The sequence below is a fragment of the Longimicrobium sp. genome (assembly GCA_036389795.1).
Lineage (GTDB): Bacteria > Gemmatimonadota > Gemmatimonadetes > Longimicrobiales > Longimicrobiaceae > Longimicrobium.
In genome coordinates this window covers 1-20,587 of record DASVWD010000116.1, presented here as the reverse complement: position 1 = coordinate 20,587, position 20,587 = coordinate 1, and the positions used below count along the sequence as shown (strand labels likewise).

The 20,587-nt window shown below is 71.6% G+C and carries 17 protein-coding genes; 5 read left to right on the top strand and 12 right to left on the bottom strand.

The genetic code is table 11. The annotated features are described in order from the left end of the window. The first annotated feature begins 590 nt into the window (after positions 1-590). On the top strand, positions 591-2,366 hold the full coding sequence (locus VF746_15820) for an acyl-CoA dehydrogenase family protein (GenBank protein HEX8693890.1): 1,776 nt from the start codon (positions 591-593) through the stop codon (positions 2,364-2,366). 72 nt (positions 2,367-2,438) lie between these two features. On the opposite strand, the gene VF746_15815 is transcribed toward VF746_15820, so the two are convergent. Together VF746_15815 and VF746_15810 are read right to left on the bottom strand one after the other, a co-directional pair. After that, on the bottom strand, positions 2,439-3,452 hold the full coding sequence (locus tag VF746_15815; protein HEX8693889.1) for an asparaginase: 1,014 nt from the start codon (positions 3,450-3,452) through the stop codon (positions 2,439-2,441). Between the two features lie 18 nt (positions 3,453-3,470). Continuing rightward, the gene (locus VF746_15810; GenBank protein HEX8693888.1) at positions 3,471-3,887 is read right to left on the bottom strand and encodes a ferritin-like domain-containing protein; all 417 of its coding nucleotides are present in this window, start codon (positions 3,885-3,887) and stop codon (positions 3,471-3,473) included. A 99-nt stretch (positions 3,888-3,986) separates the two neighbouring features. Between VF746_15810 and VF746_15805 the strand changes: the two genes are divergently transcribed. Continuing rightward, positions 3,987-4,226 carry a hypothetical protein gene (locus VF746_15805; protein ID HEX8693887.1) on the top strand — a complete coding sequence of 80 codons (240 nt, stop codon included), beginning with the start codon at positions 3,987-3,989 and terminating at the stop codon, positions 4,224-4,226. 181 nt (positions 4,227-4,407) lie between these two features. Here the strand turns inward: VF746_15805 and VF746_15800 are convergent, their stop codons facing one another. The 6 genes from VF746_15800 to alaS form a co-directional block, all read right to left on the bottom strand. Beyond that, positions 4,408-5,019 carry a hypothetical protein gene (locus VF746_15800; protein HEX8693886.1) on the bottom strand — a complete coding sequence of 204 codons (612 nt, stop codon included), beginning with the start codon at positions 5,017-5,019 and terminating at the stop codon, positions 4,408-4,410. A 29-nt stretch (positions 5,020-5,048) separates the two neighbouring features. Next, positions 5,049-6,329: an MFS transporter gene (locus VF746_15795; protein HEX8693885.1), complete on the bottom strand. Its 1,281-nt coding sequence runs from the start codon at positions 6,327-6,329 to the stop codon at positions 5,049-5,051. 127 nt (positions 6,330-6,456) lie between these two features. Beyond that, complete coding sequence (locus VF746_15790; protein HEX8693884.1) at positions 6,457-6,828, bottom strand: VOC family protein; 372 nt, start codon at positions 6,826-6,828, stop codon at positions 6,457-6,459. A gap of 77 nt (positions 6,829-6,905) precedes the next feature. Further along, the gene (locus VF746_15785) at positions 6,906-8,000 is read right to left on the bottom strand and encodes a catalase family protein (protein ID HEX8693883.1); all 1,095 of its coding nucleotides are present in this window, start codon (positions 7,998-8,000) and stop codon (positions 6,906-6,908) included. Between the two features lie 113 nt (positions 8,001-8,113). Further along, positions 8,114-8,440, bottom strand: a complete 327-nt coding sequence (locus tag VF746_15780) for a hypothetical protein (protein ID HEX8693882.1) — start codon at positions 8,438-8,440, stop codon at positions 8,114-8,116. Beyond that, positions 8,437-11,079, bottom strand: a complete 2,643-nt coding sequence (alaS, locus tag VF746_15775; protein HEX8693881.1) for an alanine--tRNA ligase — start codon at positions 11,077-11,079, stop codon at positions 8,437-8,439. The genes VF746_15780 and alaS overlap by 4 nt, the downstream gene beginning before the upstream one ends. Before the next feature lie 437 nt (positions 11,080-11,516). Here alaS and VF746_15770 point away from each other — a divergent pair, with 437 nt between their 5' ends. The 3 genes from VF746_15770 (at position 11,517) to VF746_15760 (ending at position 12,633) form a co-directional block, all read left to right on the top strand. After that, complete coding sequence (locus VF746_15770) at positions 11,517-11,951, top strand: hypothetical protein (GenBank protein HEX8693880.1); 435 nt, start codon at positions 11,517-11,519, stop codon at positions 11,949-11,951. Between the two features lie 202 nt (positions 11,952-12,153). Continuing rightward, on the top strand, positions 12,154-12,366 hold the full coding sequence (locus VF746_15765) for a hypothetical protein (protein ID HEX8693879.1): 213 nt from the start codon (positions 12,154-12,156) through the stop codon (positions 12,364-12,366). Between the two features lie 51 nt (positions 12,367-12,417). After that, positions 12,418-12,633, top strand: a complete 216-nt coding sequence (locus VF746_15760) for a hypothetical protein (protein ID HEX8693878.1) — start codon at positions 12,418-12,420, stop codon at positions 12,631-12,633. Positions 12,634-12,956: 323 nt separating this feature from the next. On the opposite strand, the gene VF746_15755 is transcribed toward VF746_15760, so the two are convergent. The 4 genes from VF746_15755 to VF746_15740 form a co-directional block, all read right to left on the bottom strand. Beyond that, positions 12,957-14,462 (bottom strand): amino acid permease, encoded by a 1,506-nt coding sequence (locus VF746_15755; protein HEX8693877.1) that lies wholly within the window; start codon positions 14,460-14,462, stop codon positions 12,957-12,959. A gap of 398 nt (positions 14,463-14,860) precedes the next feature. Beyond that, positions 14,861-15,637: an energy transducer TonB gene (locus VF746_15750; GenBank protein ID HEX8693876.1), complete on the bottom strand. Its 777-nt coding sequence runs from the start codon at positions 15,635-15,637 to the stop codon at positions 14,861-14,863. 691 nt (positions 15,638-16,328) lie between these two features. Beyond that, positions 16,329-18,215, bottom strand: coding sequence for a potassium transporter Kup (locus VF746_15745; GenBank protein ID HEX8693875.1), 1,887 nt, complete (start codon positions 18,213-18,215; stop codon positions 16,329-16,331). A 111-nt stretch (positions 18,216-18,326) separates the two neighbouring features. Then, the gene (locus VF746_15740) at positions 18,327-20,225 is read right to left on the bottom strand and encodes a potassium transporter Kup (protein HEX8693874.1); all 1,899 of its coding nucleotides are present in this window, start codon (positions 20,223-20,225) and stop codon (positions 18,327-18,329) included. Positions 20,226-20,587 lie beyond the last annotated feature (362 nt).

The following is a 20,587-nucleotide window of genomic DNA, read 5'->3' as shown; positions in this document are numbered from 1 at the left end:
CGCTGCGCGCGACCACGGAGGATGAAACGGGTTGTAGTTCTCCCTCCCACCGCGCAGCGGGGGGAGGGCCGGGGAGGGGGGCTACCCGCGGCGAGCACCGAAGCCCGTCACAGCGCACGAGCCAGGTAGTTTCTATTCAGGGAGCCGCCGCACCGAGCCTGTCCCGGCACCGAAGTTTGGCGGCGACCGAAGGATCTACTCACCCCAGAGCGAGGCCGGCTTCCGCGCACTTCATCTGGCCACCAGACACGCGGAGTAGATCCTTCGGTCGCGTCCAACCATTGGTGCGGGAGCGAATTACGCGCAGACGCTCCCTCAGGATGACACCCTCGGGGCGCGGGATGCACGATCGATCGTGGAATCCGGTATGACGCTCCCATCCGACCCGCAAATCCATTCGGGCGCACAAGCTCTTGTGCAGACGCGACTTCGGCGCGTGCGCCCCCAGGACGACGTTCCTGGGGGTTCCGAAAATGCACAGCCGATCGACCGTTCTGGTGTCGGACCCGAGTCTTTCGGCGCGCGCCCGGGCGCGATTCCCACTCCGCGGCGGGGTCCCGGCGCCCCGCCGGACCTTCGACGGGCGGACCATGGCCGACGAGACGCAGTCGCTCACGCGCGGGTTCTTCGCGGGGTCGATCGAAGACTCCATCCTCTTCCCCTACCCGCGCATCTCCGACGACGAGAACGCGCGGGTCTCGGCGTTCCTGGCGGAGGTGATGGGGTACCTGGAGCGCGAGCTGGACCGCGAGCGGGTGGACGAGGACGAGGAGGTGCCGCCGCGCGTGATCGGCGAGCTGGCGCGGATGGGGCTGTTCGGCATCGCCATCCCCGCCGAGTTCGGGGGGATGGGCCTCAGCCAGAGCGCCTACTGCCGCGTGTTCGAGGCCGTCACCGCCTACGACGTGGGGCTCGGCATCATCCTGGGCGTGCACCTCTCCATCGGCACCAAGGGGATCGTGCTGGCGGGGACCGAGGAGCAGAAGCGCGCCTACCTCCCGAAGGCGGCCGCCGGCGAGTGGCTCGCCTCGTTCGCGCTCACGGAGCCGAACGCCGGCAGCGACGCGCAGGGGATCGAGAGCCGCGCGGTCCCCAGCGGCGACGGGAGCCACTGGGTCCTGAACGGCGACAAGATCTGGATCGGCAACGCCTCGTTCAGCGAGATCGTGGTCGCCTTCGCGCAGACGCCGGTGGAGCGGGAGGGGCGCACGGTGGACCGGGTGACGGCGTTCATCCTGCGCCCCGACATGCCCGGCTTCACGCGCGGGGCGCCCTTGCGCAAGATGGGCGCGCGGGGGAGCAACCAGGCCGAGCTGCGCTTCCGCGACGTGCGGGTGCCGCGGGAGAACGTGCTGGGCGAGGTGGGCGAGGGGTTCAAGCTGGCCATGCGCATCCTGAACTCCGGGCGGCAGGGGCTCTCGGCCGGCGCGGCGGGCGGGGTGAAGCGGTGCCTGGAGATGGCGTCGCGCTTCGCGGCGGAGCGGCGGCAGTTCGGGCGGCCGATCGCCGGGTTCGAGCTGATCCAGGGGAAGCTGGCGGCGATGGCGGCCGACGCGTACACCGCGGAGAGCGCGGCCTACTTCACCACCGGGCTGGCCGACCGCGGCGACGTGGACTACGCGCTGGAGAGCGCCGCCGCCAAGGTGTGGAACAGCGAGGCGCTGGACCGCGCGGTGGACGAGACGGTGCAGATCGCCGGGGGGCGCGGCTTCGTGAAGGGGTACCCGTACGAGCGGATGTACCGCGACGCGCGCATCACACGGATCTTCGAGGGGACCAACGAGGTGCTGCGCCTGTTCGTGGGGCTCTCGGGCGTCCAGGGCCCGGGCGAGTACCTGCGCCGGATCGGCGAGGCGCTCAGGCACCCGATCGAGGGGCTGGGCCTGCTGGGCGAGTTCGCCACCACCCGGGTGCGGCTGGCGCTGGGCCGCGGCGAGCCCAGCGTGGAGGGCGAGGTGCACCCGGCGCTGCGCCGCCACTTCGACTACCTGGCCGACCACACCCGCGACCTGCGCGCCGCGACGGAGCGGGTGATCCGCGCGCACGGCGCCGGCGTGGTGGAGCGGCAGTTCGTGGTGGCGCGCCTCGCCGACATGGCGATCGAGCTGTACGTGCGCGCCGCCACCCTCAGCCGCACCCAGGCGCTGCTGGAGGCGCACGCGCGCGGCGAGGCGGTGGCGCCGCCACTGACCAGCAGCACGGTGGCGCTGGACGAGGAGTCGGTGGCGCGCCTGCTCCGCCTGTGCGACCTGGCGTGCCAGCGCTCGGGGCTGCGCTTCCGCGCCGCCCGCGTGGCGCTGAACGACGACCGCGACTCGCTCCTGCGCGCCGTCGCCGCGGACGTGGTCGGGACCGATCCCGCGTGACCGGGTCCGCCCGAGACCCGGGGCTTCCGTCGTGATCCGCACCGTGTGACGGCGGCGGGCGGCCGCGTGGCGCTACTCCTCGTAGCGGTCGCCTTCGATGGTGGCGCGGACGCGCTCCACGTCGCCGGAGTGGACGCCGAGCGCCAGCATCAGCTCGATGCGCGCCTGCTGGCCCGAGAGGTGGTCGGCGAAGATGGCGCCCATCTCGCGCAGCTGGTGGCCGCCGCCCTCGTAGGCGTAGGTGTCGAGCACGCGCCCCCGCTGCGAGCGCGAGGCCACCACCACCGGCTTCCCCGCGTCGACCCAGCGCTGGATGCCGGGGACCACCGCCGGGGGGACGTTCCCCCGCCCCAGCGCCTCCAGCACCACCCCGTGCGCCCCCGTCTCCAGGCTCGCCTCCAGCAGCCGCGAGTCGGCGCCCGCCACGATCTTGATCAGGTCCACGGGAGTCACCGGCCGGCGCGGCGCCAGCGTGGGCCTGCGCCGGCTCTCGCGGTAGAAGAGCGCGCGCGCCTTGTCGGTGATCCCCAGCGGGCCCCAGTTGGGCGAGCGGAAGGTGCCGGCCTGCTCGGTGTGCGTCTTCACCACCTCGGCGCCCTGCACGATCTCCTCGTCCATCACCACCATGGTCCCGCGCCCGCGCGCCTCGGGGGCGGCGGCCACCTCCACCGCGCTCATCAGGTTGGCCGGGCCGTCCCACGACAGCTCCGACGAGTTGCGCATGGCCCCGGTGATGACGACGGGCGTCTCGGGCGGGAGCGAGCGGTCCAGCAGGTACGCCGTCTCCTCGATGGTGTCGGTGCCGTGCGTCACCACGATCCCGTCCACCCCTTCCGCCAGGGCGTCCAGGATGGCGGCGCGCAGCTCCCACATCCGCTCGGGCGTCATGTGCGGGCCCGGGTAGCGCCCGAACTCGCGCACCTCCACCTGGGCGACCCGCTCGATCCCGGGCACGGCGTCCAGGATCTCGCGCCCGGACAATTGCGGGATCGCGCCGCCCGCCTGTGCGTCGCGCCGCATGGAGATGGTGCCGCCGGTGGCCAGCAGCAGCACGCGAGGCAGCGGCGCGGGAGCGTGCTCAGCCACGGGGCGCGCTCCCCGGCCTCAGGCGGTCGTCCACTTCCCCCCCAGCTCTTCGGCGTGGTGCCGCTCCGTCTCCAGGATCTCGCGCACCACGCCCGCGGTGTGGCCGTCGAGCGCCGCGGCGGCCAGCTCCTCGTAGCGCCGCACCTCCTCCCGCTCGCGCGCGCGGGCGGCGTCCTCCCACTCGTCCAGCGCGACGCGGTCCGTGCGCAGGTGCGAGAGGTCGGCCGGCGCGGCGCCCAGCTCCAGCAGCCGCGCGGTGAGCCGCGACAGGTGGTGCTGCTCGTCGGCGTGCAGCTCGTTCAGCCGCTCGCTGAGCACGCCGTCGCCGCGCGCCTCGGCCTCGGCCGCCAGCGCGCGGTAGAAGAGCGCCTGCGCCTTCTCGGCCGCGCGGCACCGTTCGAGAGCCCCGGTCAGATCGAATCCCGCTTCACCCATTGCGAAAGTCGTCCATTCAGTCCATTTTACTGTCTGGGCGCGCATGATAATGCCCTCTGCTTCCGGATCGTGCAATCAACCCAAAGGGGATCTGAAGCCATGAGTGACGAAGGAGACAGGTCGAAGGGACGATTCGCCGTCTGCGTCGAGAACGGCGAATACGAAGCGAGTCTCCAGACCCGGAAGTTCTACGAAGTGCTTCCCGATCCCGACGCCGAGCGCCACGGTCACATCCGGGTGATCGACGAGTGTGGAGAGGACTACCTATATCCCAGGAGCTACTTCCTGGAACTGGATCTGCCGGCATCAGTGGAGGAAGCGCTTCGACGTGCCTCCTGATACCAGTCCGGAAAAACACCAGGCCTCACGCAGAGTCAGCAGAGACAGCAGTGAACCCCTTCTGTTCACTCTGCTGCCTCTGCGTGCGAAAGGGGGGTTCCAGATCCTGCAATAACTTCGCGCAATCTACGCGCCCGCGCCGATCCACGGACCGCGCGGGCGATTCGCTTCACGAGCGGCATCACGAGCAGCCCTCGACGTACTCGACCGGCGGGTACACGCCGCCGCGGAAGCGCGTCACCCGGCCGGCGGAATCGGTCTCGAAGACGATGCGGCGCAGGGTGTCGACCGGCGCGCGCGGCAGCACGATCACGTAGTGCCCGGCCTCGTACTTGTGCGGCTCCACGCGGACCTCCCCGTACAGCTCGCGCAGGCGGGCCTCCGTGTCGCCAATGCGGGCGCCCGCCGCCGTGGCCGCGGCGCCGCTGTCGACCTCCACGCGCACCACGCGATCGCCCTGCAGCATCACGCCCACGCCGGGCGGCAGCGCGCGCGAGAGCCCATAGGTGCAGCCGCCGGGCTCGTCGGGCGGCTGCACCTGGAAGTCGCCGCCCAGCCGGCGCCGCACCTCCTCGGCCGTCATCCCCACGCCCACCGGGCCGATCCCCCTCTCCGACAGCTGCCACGCCTCGGGCAGCTTCGGAGACGAGGGGACGAAGGACGGGCCGGAATCCGGGGCGGGAACAGCCGCGGCTGCGGCCGAGTCCGGGCGCGCCGCTTCCCCGCCCTCTTCCGCGGGCGCGCAGGCGGCGGCGAAGATCGCCAGGGCGACGGTGGGTGGGACGATGCGCATCACGATCATCGGTCGACGGGTGATGGAGGTCAGTCCCCCGGCATCTCCACCGCCTTCAGCTCCGCCTCGACGGTGCGGACGTGGCGGGCGCGGCCGAGGACGGCGTAGGTGAGCCCGGCGCCGACGCCCAGCACCGCGCAGAGCGCCCACAGCCCCGGGCGGCTCCAGCCGAAGAGCGCGGGCCCCAGCGCCGGCGACAGCACCAGCCCCGCCGCGTGGGTGAAGCCGAGCGCGGCCTGGTAGCGCCCCTGGAACCCGCGCGGCGCCAGGTCGGCCATGAACGCCGCCACCACCGGCGAGTGCACGATCTCGCCCAGCGTCCACACCACCACGGTGAGCGCCAGCACCGGCAGCGTCGGCGCCAGCCCCGTGGCCCCGAAGCCGACGCCCGTCAGCACCGCGCCGACGGCCATCGGCATCCACGCGGGCAGCCGCGCGGTGACGGCCGCGGCGGGGAGCTCCAGCAGCAGGCAGAGCGCCCCGTTCAGCGACATCAGGAAGCCGAAGCTGTCGGTGGAGAGCCCGCGCGCGTCCACCTCCAGCGCCAGCGTCACCGTCGACTGGTGGTAGACGAACGCCAGCGCCGTGGCCGCCGCCAGCACCCCCAGCAGCGCCCGGTCCGCCGCGATCAGCTGGAGCGCCGACGGCCCGCGCTCCCGCTTCGCCCCGGCCTCCGCCGCCTCGGCGCGCGGGGCCGGCCGGTCGAAGCTCTTCGGCACGGCGACGAGCACCAGCAGCCCGTAGAGCACGCAGGTGAGCGCGTCGCCCACGAAGATGACGGCGGTCGAGCGGGTGGCGAAGTACCCCGCCATCGCCGGCCCCAGCGCGAAGCCCGCGTTCACGGCGGTGCGGTAGAGGGCGAAGGTGACCACGCGCCGGCCCACGGGCGTCACGTCGGCCAGCAGCGCGGCGGCCGCCGGCCGGTACAGCTCCGCCGTCACCCCCGCGAGCGCCGCCAGCGCGACGATCGCCGGGAGGCTCTCCGCGCGCCAGAGGAGCAGCATCACCGCCGCGGCCGAGAACATGGAGAGGGCGATGCTGCGCCGCCGCCCGATGCGGTCGGCCAGGTGCCCGCCCACCGCCGCGGCGCCCACGCTCCCCACCCCGTACGCCGACGCCGCCACCCCGGCCTCGGCGGGCGTGTAGCCGCGCTGCACCAGGATCAGCACCAGGAAGGTGAGGACGAAGCCGCCGAAGCGGTTGATGAACGTCCCCGCGTACACCACCCACGCCGTGCGCGGCAGCGCGCGCACGTCGCGGGAGAACGCCTGGAGACGGGTCTCGGCGCGGTCGGGCGAGGCGGGGGTCACGCTTCCGGCCGAGCTCCCGGCCCGCGCGAGCTGCCCTGCCTCGCCGCGCAGTCCGGCCGGCCGACGCTAAAGCTCGACCGCCGCCGGGAGCGGCCGGCCACGTCCAGTCTCGCCGGAGCCATCCTGCTCACACGTGCTGGTCGACGAGGATCGGGTTCCCATCGGGGTCCACGGCGATGAAGCTGGCCGGCCCCGTCGTGCTCTCGTCCGCCTCCTGCTGCAGCTGCACCCCCTGCGCCTTCAACTGGCGCTGCAGCTCGCGGATGTCGGTGAAAGAGGCGAGCTTCCGGGCGCTGCTGTCCCAGCCGGGGTTGAAGGTGAGGATGTTCTTCTCGAACATCCCCTGGAAAAGCCCGATCACGTGATCGCCGTTCTTCAGGATCAGCCAGTTCTGCGAGGCGTCTCCGGCGAAGGGCTGGAAGCCGAACTTCTCGTAGAACCTCCTCGAGGCCTCGATGTCCTTGACGGCCAGGCTGACCGAGAACGCGCCGAGCTCCATGCTCTGCTCCTTTGGTAGGGAAGGGGTCGCCGCTGAACGGCATCGCTTCGATTGTCCGCCGCACCATCGGGAAGATCTCAGATCTCCCAGCTCGTCGGCTCCCTTCTCGGCACGTCGTTCTTCTGATGCCGGAAGGTCGAGATGCACGCGTACACCACCCTGCGCGCGCGATTCACCCCACCCAGGGGACGGTGCTCCGGCAGGCTGTGCCAGGGGGAATACGACAGGTTCTCGCCGAACGCCCTCTGCCGCTCGGTGTCGAAGCTCTGCTTCGGGATCACGATCGACGCGACCTTCCGGTACGGAGATGCGGCCTCGCTCCACTCCCTGCCGGGGTCCTCGATCGGCATGGCGCCGGGGTCGGTCCGCAGCTGCACCGCGAAGTCGAACCTGGCGTCGCCCGCCTCCAGCTGCCGGACCATCGCCCCGCGGAGATAGTCGTCCTCCGCGTCCTTCGGGATCGTATCCGGGACGCCCACCCGCGGGATCGCGGAATACTTGACCGCGGTGTCGCCCCAGAGATACGGCGTGGTGCTGAAATAGCGGACCTGCAGGGGGTTGGCGAACTTCTTCAACGATCTGACGACGTTCAGGAGCACGCGCAAATGGGTCAGGTAGAACCAGGCCTGGACGAGAGCGCCGCTCTCCAGCGTCTTCAGCAGGTCGTCGAACTCCCTGGCGTCCTTCGTGACGAACACCGGGGTGCTGATCAGGATGAAGTCCTGGGTCTGCTCGTCTCTCTCCTCGTCCAGCAGCTTCTCGCCCGGCACACCCATCAGCTTGATCGCCATGCCGCGGATGTCGGGCTTGCCGTCGGGCCTGATGCGGCCGTTCTGGTTCGAGAACCGGATCCAGGCGCGATAGGTCTTCGGCTCCCTGAAGATGCCGACCCGGAGCTCCGGCGGCAGGTCCGGCTCGACGACGAACTCGGCCCTGACGACCCCGTGCATCTTCGGATGCGCGTCGCGCCGCATGATCCCGGTGGGATTGTCCTTGACGATCTTGGCCCTGAGCTGGTCGGCGATCGATCGCGTGGAGGCGGCCTCGTCCGCGGGAGGGGATTCCAGGGCCGGGGGGTCTTTCGCCATGGCGGGAGAGAGGTCGGCGGGGGCTCGTAGACCAAGGACGTGAGCGCGATCTAGATAAGCACCCATCGGCACCGCGCGCAACATCCTTCGACGTGAGCGAGTCGAAGCAGGCGAGCGGCTGGCCCGATCCGATGACGGTGGTCGAGGAAACGACATCGCCCGCGGGGCCGAACACCGCGGGCGACGAGGGATCGAGATCAGGGCGGGGCCGCCCGCTCCGCCAGCCGCCCCAGCTCCCCCGCCGCGCCCCAGCGCACCGCGAACTCCTCCAGCGCGTCGGGGTCGGCCTCGGCCTGAGCCTCCAGCGCGTGCGTCATCAGCGCGTCGGCGGCCAGGAGCGGGAGGGCGTCCTCGCGGCCGCCGGTGCCGTGGAGGACGCCCTCGTAGAGGCGCAGCGCCCCCGCCGCCAGCGCCTCGGGGAGCGGGCCGCCGTCCTCCGCGGGGAGGGCGGCGGCCATGGCGTCCAGCAGCTCCGGCGGCGCGCCGGAGACCCGCGCGCGCAGCCAGCGCTCCGCCGGGCTCACGCGGCCGGCCCGCCCAGCAGCGGCCGGACGATGTCGGCCACCTTCTCCAGCGCCTCGGGAACGCGCGCCGGGTCGTTCACCCCCGCCTGCGCCATGTGCGGCTTCCCCCCGCCCTTGCCGCCCACCAGCGCCGCCACCTCGCGCACCACCGTGTCGGCGCGCACCCCGCGGCTCACCATGTCGTCGGTGGCCACCGCGAAGAGCGCCGTGCGGTCGCCCAGCGCCGCCGAGAGCACGGCCACCCCGCTCCCCAGCCGCTCGCGCAGCCGGTCGCCCAGCGCGCGCAGCTCGTCGGCGTCGGCCACGTCGACGCTGGAGGCGATCACCCGTGCGCCGTCCACGGTCTGGGCCGAGTCCAGCAGCCGCGACACCTCGTCGGCGCCGCCGGACTGGCGGGCGCGCTCCAGCTGCCGGCGCAGTTCGCGGTTCTCCTCCAGCACCTGCTGCAGGCGCGGCAGCAGGTTCTCCTCGCGCGTCCGGAGCAGCGCCGCCGCCTCCCTGAGCGCGCGCTCCTCCGCGCGCACCCGCTCGTAGGCGCCCAGGCCCGTCACCGCCTCGATGCGCCGCACGCCGGCCGCCACGCCGCTCTCCGAGACGATGCGGAAGAGGCCGATCTGCCCCGTGGTGCGCACGTGCGTGCCGCCGCACAGCTCCATCGACACGCCGGGGATCTCGATCACCCGCACGATCTCGCCGTACTTCTCGCCGAAGAGCGCCATGGCGCCGCGCCGCTGCGCGTCGCGCAAGCCCATCTGGTGCTGCTCCACGGGCTGGTTCGCCAGGATCTCGCGGTTGACCATCACCTCCACCGCCGTGAGCTCGTCGGGCGAGAGCGGCCCCGAGTGCGCGTAGTCGAAGCGCAGCCGGTCGGGCGCCACCAGCGAGCCCATCTGGTGCACGTGCTCGCCCAGCACCTTGCGCAGCGCCGCGTGCAGCAGGTGCGTGGCCGTGTGGTTGCGCTCCGTCTCGCGCCGCGTGGGCTCCTCCACCTCGGCGCGCACGATGCCGGGGACGAAGTCGCCCTCCACGGGGCCCACGATGGCGATGCGCCCCGACACCTTCCGCACCTCCCGCACGGCCATCGTCCACCCGTCGCCGTGCACGTGCCCGGTGTCGGAGATCTGCCCGCCGCTCTCGGCGTAGAACGGGTTCTCGCGCAGCAGGAGCGCCAGCTTCCCGTCCTCCATCCGCCGGTACCCCAGCACGTCGGTCTCCAGCGAGGTGGTGCGGTACGCCGCGAACTCCTGCTCGGCCGCCTCGCCGCCCTCCACGAACTCCCACCCGTCCGCCAGCGCGTCGCCCTCCACGGCGAGCCCCGCGGCCGCGCGGTCGGCGCGGCTCCGGCGGCGCTGCGCCTCCAGCTCCTCCTCGAAGCCGTCCACGTCCACCGACCAGCCGCGCTCGGCCGCCATGAGCGCCGTGAGGTCCACGGGGAAGCCGAAGGTGTCGTAGAGCTTGAAGACGTCCTTCCCGGAGAGCGTCCCGCTCCCGCCCGCGGGCGCCAGCTCGTCGAAGCGCTTCATCCCGGCGTCGATGGTGCCCAGGAAGCGCTCCTCCTCGCCGCGGACGTTGCGGGTGATGTAGGTGCGCCGCGCCAGCAGCTCGGGGTAGGCCACGCCCATGCGGTCGATCACCGCCTCCACCACGTGCACCAGCGTGGGCTCGCGGCGGCCCAGCAGCCAGGCGTGGCGCACGGCGCGGCGGAGGATGCGGCGCAGCACGTAGCCGCGCCCCTCGTTGCTGGGGAAGACGCCGTCGGCCAGCAGGAACGCCGTGGCGCGCGCGTGGTCGGCCAGCACGCGGTAGCCGACGCCGGCTTCCGAGGCGTAGACGTAGGGCACGCCCACCACCTCCACCGCCCGGTCGATGACGTCGGTGAAGAGGTCGGTCTGGTAGTTCGAGTCGACCCCCTGGAGGATCGAGGTCAGGCGCTCCAGCCCCATCCCGGTGTCGATCGACGGCGCGGGGAGCGGCGTGAGGACGCCGTCCACGTCGCGGTCGTACTGCATGAACACCAGGTTCCAGAACTCCAGGATCTCGCCCGCCTCGGTCAGCTCCTCGAACTCCTCCTGCGACACGTCGGTGCCGCGCCGGCCCTCGGGGCGCCGGTCGAAGTGGATCTCCGAGCAGGGGCCGCAGGGGCCGGTGTCGGCCATCTGCCAGAAGTTGTCCTTGTCGCCCAGCCGGAAGATGCGGCTCTCCGGGATCCCGGTGATCTCGCGCCAGAGCGAGGCCGCCTCGTCGTCGGTGTAGTGGACCGTCACCCACAGCCGGTCGCCGGGGATGCCGTACTCCCCGGTGATCAGCTCCCAGGCGAAGCGGATGGCGTCGCGCTTGAAGTAGTCGCCGAACGAGAAGTTGCCCAGCATCTCGAAGAAGGTCTGGTGCCGGGCGGTCACCCCCACCTGCTCCAGGTCGTTGTGCTTGCCGCCGGCGCGCACGCACTTCTGGCTGGTGGCGGCGCGGGTGTACCCGGGGTGCTCCATCCCCAGGAACACCTTCTTGAACGGCACCATCCCCGCGTTGGTGAAGAGCAGGGTGGGGTCGTCGGCCGGCACCAGCGACGACGACGGGCGGACCTCGTGCCCCTGCCGGGCGAAGTAGTCCAGGAAGCGGGAGCGGATCTCGTCGGCGCGCATGTATCCGTCAGTGAAAGGCTTGCGGTGAGCGGAACCGTAACATTACGAAATTCGCCACCTTCGCGCCACCGGTGGGGCGGGTCCGCGGCACCCGGCGCGATCGGCTGTTCGGAACGTTCGGTTTTCCCTCTCAGCTTACCATCCCCGGGCGGAGCGCGCCACCTCCGTACCGGGTCCGGGAGAACGCCGGGCCTCACGCGGAGTCGGCGGAGTCGGGGCGAGAGCCGGGTGGTTCTCCGCCGACTCCGCTGCTCTGCGCGAGATAGTTTCAGCAGGGGATCCCGACGGGTGTCCGGACCACCGGCCACGAGAGGCAACGGCGCGCCACAATCGTCCACATGGACAGGTCGGACGCGGCCGATTAATCTTCCCAGTGCCCCAGAATCCTTTCCGAACAGTCCGAACACCGGGGAGCGGCCCCGGGCGGGCGCGGCTAGATGGTCGCGTCCGGCCGTCGCGGCCCCTGGCCGGCGGTGCGCGCCGCCGTGCGCCGCGAGCTCGAGCGCACGTCGCTGCGCAAGCTGGCGAAGAAGATCGGGGTCAACTCGACCACGCTGCACGGCTTCGTGACCCTGGGCTCCACGCCCCAGGCGCGCAACGCCGACAAGCTGCTGGCGTGGTACAACGCGCTGGCGCCCGCCCGCCGCGGCGGCCCGCCGGCGCGCGCGCGGATCGTCAGCGCGATGCTCGTGGAGGGGCTGCCCGACGCGGAGCGCGGCCCGGTGCTCGCGGCCGTGGCGTCGGCGGTCTGGGACGCACACGCCCGGCGGGGCACCACGCCGCCGGAGTGGGTGGCCTGGTTGCGGGAGCACGGCGAGCCGCCGCCGGACGAAGAAGACGGTGACGGCGAGGACGGCCGGGCAGACGAGTGACGGGGCGCTTCCCGCGAGGAGGCGCCCCGTTCTCCATGCCCCGATTCCTTCCCGCCGCGCGAGCCGGAACGTCCACCACGACACACTTTTGTTCCAGAAACGGATGGCGGCTTACGCTTTCGGGCCATGAGGCGCGAGATTCCCGAATGCGACGGCCGGCCGGCGGACACTGCTGCACACGACCAACCCAGGAGATGTCCAGATGAGTGGAATCGGCAGGAAGGTACGCAACGGCATCCTCGCGGCGAGCGTGCTGGGGGCCCTCGGCTTCGGCGCCGCGGGGGCGTTCGCCCGCCCGGCGGACGACGCCGCCCGCGCCTGCAACCCGACGGGATGCAACGCCTCGTGCGAGGCGCGCTTCGGACCGTTCGCGTCGGGCTTCTGTCAGGACGGCCAGTGTGTCTGTGCGGTCTGACAGGACACCGGCCGGCGGACACGCTGCACACCTGAAACCCGGAGGTGCCGGATGAGCGGAATCGCCAGGAAGGTGCGTGGCGGGCTCCTCGCCGCGGGCGTGCTGGGGGCGTTGGGCTTCGGCGCGGCGGAGGCGTTCGCCCGCCCGGCGGAGGACGAAGGTCCCCCCGACTGCAACCCGACGTCGTGCAACGCGATGTGCCAGGGGCGCTTCGGGCCGTTCGCGTCGGGCGAATGCATCGACAACATGTGTCTCTGCGCCATCTGACCACCGCCACGCGCGCGTAGCCGCCCGGGCGCCGCGGGAGCCCACCGCCGGCCTTCCGTTCCCCGGCGTCGGGCGGCAACGCGTGGACTCGTGGGGCGCCGCGGGGGACCTTCCCTCGCGGCGCCTTCCCATCCGTGGAGCCTGCCCCGCGCACCAGGACCTGCGACCACACGACAGGTCGTAGTCTGCGCAGGCGGACTTCGTGTGGTCGTCGCAGCGAATTCCATTCGCCCGGGCCACCCCGCCCCCCCGAAAACCGGAGCGCCCCCTCCCCGTCGTCGGGGAGAGGGCGCTCGCGCTTCGGGCGATCCGCGCCGCCGGACCTAGCGGTTCGGCCCGGCGGCGGTCACCGTGGGCCGGTGACCGCGGCGCCAGAGGAAGTAGACGGGGATCCCCAGCAGCACGATCACCAGCCCGCTGAACGTGTACTCGGGCTTGGCGAAGAGCAGGATCACCGCGATGGCCGCCGCCGAGAGCAGGTACAGCGCGGGGATCACGGGGTAGCCGAACGCCTTGTAGGGGCGCTCCAGGTCCGGCCGCTTCCGGCGCAGCACGAAGAGCGACACCGTGGTGAGCACGTAGAAGATCAGCGCCGCGAAGATCACGTAGTCCAGGAGCTGCCCGTAGGTGCCGGTGAGCGTCAGGAACGCCGTCCACACCCCCTGCACCCCCAGCGCCCACACCGGCACGTGCGTGCGGGGCGAGATGCGCCCGGCGCGCTCGAAGAAGAGCCCGTCCCTGGCCATGGCGTAGTAGACCCGCGCCCCCGCCAGGATCAGCCCGTTGATGCACCCGAAGGTGGAGATCAGGATCGCCCCCGCCATCAGGTAGGCGCCCACCGGGCCGAACATCTCCTGCAGCGCCAGGGTGCCCACCCGGTCCTGCGGCGCGTTCTGGATCTCGGAGAGCCGCAGCACGCTCAGGTACGCGAAGTTCGCCAGCACGTAGAGCAGCGTCACCAGCCCCGTCCCCATCGCCAGCGCCAGCGGGAGGTTGCGCCGCGGGTTGTGCACCTCGGCCGCCGCGAAGGTCACGTTGTTCCAGGCGTCGGCCGAGAAGAGCGAGCCCACCATCGCCGCGCCGAAGGCCAGCGCCAGCGCCGGGAGGACGAGCTGCATCCCGAAGAAGTCCACCCCCTGGGCGCCGCTCGTGGTGTCGGCCCAGAAGTGCGAGAAGTTGCTGGCGACGGCGTCCGCGTTGCGGCCGATGGTGAGCCCCAGCAGCACGAGGCCCAGGAGCGCCGCCGTCTTGGCGAAGGTGAAGATGTTCTGGATCCACTTCGCCTCGCGCAGCCCCCGCATGTTCACGTAGGTGAGCAGCGCGATGATCACGATGCCGACCACGCGCTGCGGCGAGAGCCCCAGCTCGATCTCGCCGCCGGGGACGGGCACCTTGCCGAAGGAGACGAAGAGGTCGGGCGAGACGGCGGGGATGAAGACGCCCAGGAAGCGCGAGAACGCCACCGCCACGGCGGCGATGGTGCCGGTCTGGATCACCATGAAGAGCGTCCAGCCGTAGAGGAAGCCCCAGATGTGCCCCAGCCCCTCGCGCAGGAACACGTACTGCCCGCCGGCGCGGGGCATGGCCGCCGCCAGCTCGCCGTAGCTGAGCGCGCCGAAGACGGTGATGAGCGCGGCGGCCACCCACACCACGATCAGCCCCCCCGGCGAGTTCATCTGCCGCGCGATGTCGGCCGAGACGATGAAGATGCCCGAGCCGATCATCGACCCCACCACCAGCATGGTGGCGTCGAAGAGCGTCAGGCCGCGGCGGAACTCGCCCTCGGACGACGCGTGGGGGGGAGCGGCGCGTTCTTCGGTGATCGACATGCGATCCTTGGGGCGAAGGGGTTGTCCAGGGGAAGCCGGGGAACGGCAGACGCCGGGGAATATGCGGCGAAAACGGAGGCGGCGCGAGGGGCTTCCCTCGCGCCGCCCTGCCTCATACCGTTTTTCGAGATTCGCTGTGCATTGGGAGGCTGTCATTCCGAGTGGAGCCCGATGCGCTGATCTCGAGTTCGCCACCGAGGTCGGCGGGCTCCCGAGGAATCTACTCGCGGCCGGCAGGAGGCCGGACCGATGCACGGAGCCAGCGTCCGGGCGGGGTGAGTAGATTCCTCGGGCGCCGCCCAGCTGAGGTGTGAAATCCGGATCGGTGCTGCGGCGCCGCTCGGAATGACATGGTTCGCGAAAGGACCGGATTGCACACTGATTCCTGGAATCCGGTATCAGATGGTGACCACGACGGGCACCCACTGCTCGACGGGCCGGTTGGCGGGGTCGCGGGCGGGGTTGAAGCGCCACGCCCGCGCCATGCGGCGCAGCTGCTCGTCGTAGCCGCGGTTGCCGGTGGAGGGGTTGAGCTCCACCTCCTTGACCTGCCCCCGCTCGTCGACCAGCACGCGGATCTCGATGTCGCGCGAGGGCATGCCGCGCGGGCGCGCGGGCGGGATGATCAGGAAGTCCCAGGTGGCGTTGGTGCCGCGCCCCAGCCCCGTGCCGGGCCCGCTCCCGCTGCCGACGCCCCCGCCCGTGCCGCCCCCGGAGCCGCCGCCCGACCCCGGCCCGGTGCCGGGACCCTGCCCCGGCCCCTGGCCGCTCCCCTCCGCCGCCCCGGTGCCGCCGCCCGTCCCCGGGGTGGCGGTGGGCTGCGGGGCCGGCTGCGGCGCGGGCGCGGCCTGCCTGGGCGGCTCCGTCTTCGGCGTCTCCACGGGCGGCGGCGGAGGCGGCACGGGGACCGGCGGGATCAGCACCTCCTCGGGCACCGGCACGGGGGCCGGCGGAGGCGGCGGGGGAGGAGGAAGCTCGTAGTAGCTCACCACCTCGCCCCCGCCGCCGCCCCCGCCACCGCCTCCCGCGCGGTCGTCGTCGGAGACGCCGGTGGGCGTCCCCTCGTCGGCGAAGAGGGGGCGGCCGCTGCGGATGCCCAGGACGAGGAGCAGCACGATCCCCAGGTGCACGGCGACGGAGAGCGCCGCCGCCCCGAAGGCGCGCCGCTCGTTCACTTTCCGTTTCCTGGTGATGTGGTCGAACACGCTCGTCTCTCCCTTGCTGCACCTGTCCGCATCGAGCCCGACCTGATACCGCCCCGCCGCCCGATTGATCCGCCGGCCATGGAACGCGCGAGGGGTCCGAAAATCGAACGCGCGCCTGCCGCGGTCGGGGAGAAGTGCATGCGGGGTACCGTCTCGACGGGAATTCGGCGGGCGAGGTTTCAGCGCGGCGGGGGGCCCTCACCCGGCGCCGCTACCGCGTCGCCACCCTCTCCCAACTTCGGGAGAGGGTACTTTGCGACGGCCGGTGCGGGGGATTCACGCTGAAGCCTCGTAGGGGCGAGGCATGCCTCGCCCGGTGGATGCCAGCCCGTGCGGGAGGCGGGGTTACGAGACGATGCAGACTCGGCACGGACTCGCATGCTCGCCCCTACGAACCCCAGGTGCTTCGCGCGACGAAGACCCGCGTGAGGGATGCGCGCCCGACAGGGCCGGGACGCCGCCGCGACTCGGGGTATCGTCGCGGCGGTGGCCCGGCGCGGTTGGGCACGGTCGTATCGTGCCCTACCGCGCGCGCAGCCCGGCCCGGAGCGCAGCGGAGGGACACGCCCAGAACAGCAGTGCGAAAGTGCTGAGTGCGAAAGTGCGAAAGTGACGGCGATCCAATCACTCTCGCACTTTCGCACTCTCGCACTTTCGCACTTCACAGCTCGATCTGCGCCCCCAGCTCCACGACCCGGTTGGGAGGGAGTCCGAAGAACGACGTGGCCGGACGGGCGTTGCGGCTCATCACCGAGAACAGGTGCTCGCGCCACATCGCCATCCCCGGCTTCCTGGAGGGGATCAGCGTCTCCCGGCCCAGGAAGTAGCTGGTCTCCATCGGCCGGAACTCGAGCCCCTTCGCCTTCGCCAGCTGGAGCGCCGCGGGGATGTCGGGGTCCTCGGTGAAGCCGTAGCGGATCACCACGCGGAAGAAGCCGTGCTTGAGCGGCGTCACCCGCACGCGCTCCTCGTCGTCGACCGTGGGGATCTCCTCCACCTCGACGGTGAGCAGCACCACGCGCTCGTGCAGCACCTTGTTGTGCACCAGGTTGTGCAGCAGCGCCGGCGGGGTGCCGTCGGCGGCGCCGTACATGAACACCGCGGTGCCGGGGACGCGCCGCGGCTTGCTGGTCTCCACGTCGTGCAGGAAGAAGTCGAAGGGCAGCGTGTTGGCGTGCAGGCGCGTGGCCAGGATCCCCCGCCCCTTCTTCCAGGTGGTCATCAGGGTGAAGATCACCGCCGCCACCGCCAGCGGGAACCAGCCGCCGTGCGGGATCTTCACCAGGTTGGCGCCCCAGAACGCCACGTCCACCACCAGGAAGGCGGCCGCCAGCAGCCCCACCCGCCACCACGGCCAGCGCCAGCGCGCCCGCGCCACGGCCGAGAAGAGGAGCGTGGTGAACACCATGTCGGTGGTGACCGCCACCCCGTAGGCGGCGGCCAGCCGGCTCGACTCGGCGAAGCCCACCACCAGCCCGATGCAGGCGATCATCAGGAGCCAGTTGACCCCGGGGATGTAGATCTGCCCGATCTCGCGCTCGGAGGTGTGCTCGATGTGCAGCCGCGGGAGGTAGCCGAGCTGCACCGCCTGCCGGGTGAGCGAGAAGGCGCCGGAGATGACGGCCTGCGAGGCGATCACCGTGGCCGCGGTGGCCAGCACCACCAGCGGGTAGGTGGCCCACCCGGGCGCCAGGTTGAAGAAGGGGTGCTCGACGGCCTCGCTCTCGTTGATGATGAGCGCCCCCTGCCCGAAGTAGTTGAGCACCAGCGCGGGGAGCACCAGCCCGAACCAGGTGATGCGGATCGGCCGCTTGCCGAAGTGCCCCATGTCGGCGTAGAGCGCCTCGCCGCCGGTGACCACCAGGAACACCGAGCCCAGCACCAGGAAGCCGGCCATCCCGTTGCGCGCGAAGAACTCCACGCCGTAGTGCGGGCTGAGCGCCGCCAGCACGCGCGGGTGCCGCGCGATCTCGGCGGCCCCCAGCACGCCCAGCGTGGTGAACCAGAGGAGCGTGACGGGGCCGAAGATCCTCCCCACGCCCGCCGTGCCGTGCCGCTGGATGGCGAAGAGCCCCACCAGGATCACCACCGTGATGGGCACCACGTACGGGGCGAAGAAGGGGGTGGCCACCTCCAGCCCCTCCACGGCGGAGAGCACCGAGATGGCGGGGGTGATCATGCTGTCGCCGTAGAGGAGCGAGGCGCCGAAGAGCCCCAGCAGCACCAGCACGCTCCCGGCGCCCGTGGTGGCCCGGCGCGGCACCACCAGCGCGGTGAGCGCGATCATCCCCCCCTCGCCCCGGTTGTCGGCCCGCATGACGAAGCCGAGGTACTTGATGGAGATGACGATGATGAGCGCCCAGAAGATGAGCGACAGGATGCCGAACACGTTCTCGGGGGTGCGCGCGATCCCCGTCTCTGCGCGGAACGCCTCGCGCATCGCGTAGAGCGGGCTGGTGCCGATGTCGCCGTACACCACGCCGAGCGCGGACAGCGCCAGCACGGCCAGGTAGCGCCCCGTCGCCTCCTCGCGTTTCCCGTGCGTCACGGCTCTCTCATCCGGTAGGCTCCCTCGTCTGTCCCACGCGCGAGCACCGCTCCTCAACTTTCGCACCCACACGATCCCCGGCCTCGCACTTCGCACCCTCGCGCTTCGCGCTCACAGCTCGATCTGCGCTCCCAGCTCGACCACGCGGTTCGGCGGCAGGCCGAAGAACGAGGTGGCGGTGCGGGCGTTGCGGCTCATCACCGCGAAGAGCCGCTCGCGCCAGAACGCCATCCCCGACGGCCGCCGGGAGGGGATCAGCGTCTCGCGGCCCAGGAAGAAGGTGGTCCGCATCGGCCCGAGGTCCAGCCCCTCGACCTGGACCCGCTCCAGCGCCTCGGGGACGTTGGGGTCCTCCATGAAGCCGTAGGAGAGCACGATGCGGTAGAAGCCGTGCCCCAGCTCCTCCACCTGGATGCGCTCCTCCTCGGTGACGTGCGGCACCTCGGCGGTCTCCACGCTCAGGAACACCACCTGCTCGTGCAGCACCTTGTAGTGCTTGAGGCTGTGCAGCAGCGCGGGCGGCGTCCCCTCGCGATTGCCGTACATGAACACGGCGGTGCCGGCCACGCGCTGCGGCGGCTTCGCGCCCACGTCGCGCAGGAAGAGGTCGATCGGGAGCGTGCGCTCCTGGAAGCGCGAGGCCAGCACGCGCCGGCCCGTCTTCCAGGTGGACATCAGGGTGAAGACGGCGGCGCCCACCACCAGCGGGAACCAGCCGCCGCGCGGGATCTTGACGATGTTGGCGCCCCAGAACGCCAGGTCCACGGCCAGGAAGAACGCGGTGAAGGCGAGCGTGGCCAGGATCGGCCACCGCCACCGCTCGCGCTCGACGGTGAAGAGGAGGAGCGTGGTGACCACCATGGTGGTGGTGACCGCCACCCCGTACGCCGCGGCCACGTTGGTGGCGCGCTGGAAGCCCAGCACCAGCAGGATGCACGAGACCATCAGCACCCGGTTGACGCTGGGGATGTAGATCTGCCCCCGCTCGCGGTGCGAGGTGTGCTGGATCTGCACGCGCGGCATGTAGCCGAGCTGCACCGCCTGCATGGTGAGCGAGTACGCGCCGGTGATGAGCGCCTGCGAGGCGATCACCGCCGCGGCGGTCGCGATCACCACCACCGGGTAGAGCGCCCAGTGCGGGGGCATGCGGAAGAACGGGTTCTCGATCGCCGTCGGATCGCGGATGAGCAGCGCGCCCTGGCCGAAGTAGTTGAGCAGGAGCGCCGGGAGCACCACCGAGTACCAGGCGGCGCGGATCGGCTTCCGGCCGAAGTGCCCCATGTCGGCGTAGAGCGCCTCGCCGCCGGTGACCACCAGGAAGACCGAGCCCAGCACCAGGAACCCGTTCCACCCGTTCTCGGCGAAGAAGCGGGCGCCGTACCAGGGGAAGACCGCCGCGAACACCCCCGGCGCCCGCACGATGTGCACGACGCCCAGCAGGGCGATGACGACGAACCACACGAGCGTCACCGGCCCGAAGATCTTCCCCACCCGCTCCGTGCCGTGCTTCTGGAACGCGAAGAGCCCCACCAGGACGGCGATGGTGATGGGGACGATGTACGGCCTGAAGAACGGGGTGGCGACCTCCAGCCCCTCCACCGCGCCCAGCACCGAGATCACCGGCGTGATCATCCCGTCGCCGTAGAGGAGCGCGGTGCCGAAGAGCCCCAGCATGATGAGGACCCAGCGCGGGCTGCGCCGCGCGGCGCCCACGGGGGTGACCAGCGAGGTGAGCGCCAGGATGCCGCCCTCGCCGCGGTTGTCGGCGCGCAGCACGAACACGGCGTACTTGACGGAGATGACCAGCACGAGCGCCCAGAAGATCAGCGACAGCACGCCCAGCACGTTCTGCCGCGTCGGCTCGATGCCGTGCGTGTGGTGGAAGCTCTCGCGGACGGAGTACAGCACGCTGGTGCCGATGTCGCCGTAGACCACCCCCAGCGCGGTGAGCGAGAGCAGGGCGAGGTAGCGGCCCGTGGGCTCTGCCTGCCCGTGCGATGGATCGGCCACGGATGCTTTCGTCCGGTCCCAAAGCGATGCCGCCGCGCGTCCCTGTGACCCGCGGCGGACGAAGCGCCCTCACCCTACGTTTGCAACCCCGGTGCCGGTTGCGCCGCTCACCTGCTCCTGGCGACCGGGGCGAGGCGCGACGGCGGCGGACAAGCTCGCGTGCCGCGCACCGCGCGTCAACGGAGGACCCGGCTCCGCGATCGGAAATTCAACTGAATGTCTCATACCACGTTTCCGAGCATTGTTCTGGTTCGCGAGAAACAGATTGGCATCACACAGAGGACACGGAGGACACGGAGAGAACTTCAATCTCTCCGCTGTTCCTCTGTGTTCTCTGTGCCCTCTGTGTGAGACCTTTTCAG

Bases quoted from the DNA above. Each gene is read 5' to 3' on its own strand.
- VF746_15765 (HEX8693879.1), top strand. From the start codon at position 12,154: ATGAGTGGAATCGGCAGGAAGGTACGCAACGGCATCCTCGCGGCGAGC.
- VF746_15805 (HEX8693887.1), top strand. From the start codon at position 3,987: ATGAGTGACGAAGGAGACAGGTCGAAGGGACGATTCGCCGTCTGCGTC.
- VF746_15770 (HEX8693880.1), top strand. From the start codon at position 11,517: ATGGTCGCGTCCGGCCGTCGCGGCCCCTGGCCGGCGGTGCGCGCCGCC.
- VF746_15755 (HEX8693877.1), bottom strand. From the start codon at position 14,462: ATGTCGATCACCGAAGAACGCGCCGCTCCCCCCCACGCGTCGTCCGAG.
- VF746_15790 (HEX8693884.1), bottom strand. From the start codon at position 6,828: ATGGAGCTCGGCGCGTTCTCGGTCAGCCTGGCCGTCAAGGACATCGAG.
- VF746_15785 (HEX8693883.1), bottom strand. From the start codon at position 8,000: ATGTTGCGCGCGGTGCCGATGGGTGCTTATCTAGATCGCGCTCACGTC.
- VF746_15820 (HEX8693890.1), top strand. From the start codon at position 591: ATGGCCGACGAGACGCAGTCGCTCACGCGCGGGTTCTTCGCGGGGTCG.
- VF746_15760 (HEX8693878.1), top strand. From the start codon at position 12,418: ATGAGCGGAATCGCCAGGAAGGTGCGTGGCGGGCTCCTCGCCGCGGGC.
- alaS (HEX8693881.1), bottom strand. From the start codon at position 11,079: ATGCGCGCCGACGAGATCCGCTCCCGCTTCCTGGACTACTTCGCCCGG.
- VF746_15800 (HEX8693886.1), bottom strand. From the start codon at position 5,019: ATGCGCATCGTCCCACCCACCGTCGCCCTGGCGATCTTCGCCGCCGCC.
- VF746_15810 (HEX8693888.1), bottom strand. From the start codon at position 3,887: ATGGGTGAAGCGGGATTCGATCTGACCGGGGCTCTCGAACGGTGCCGC.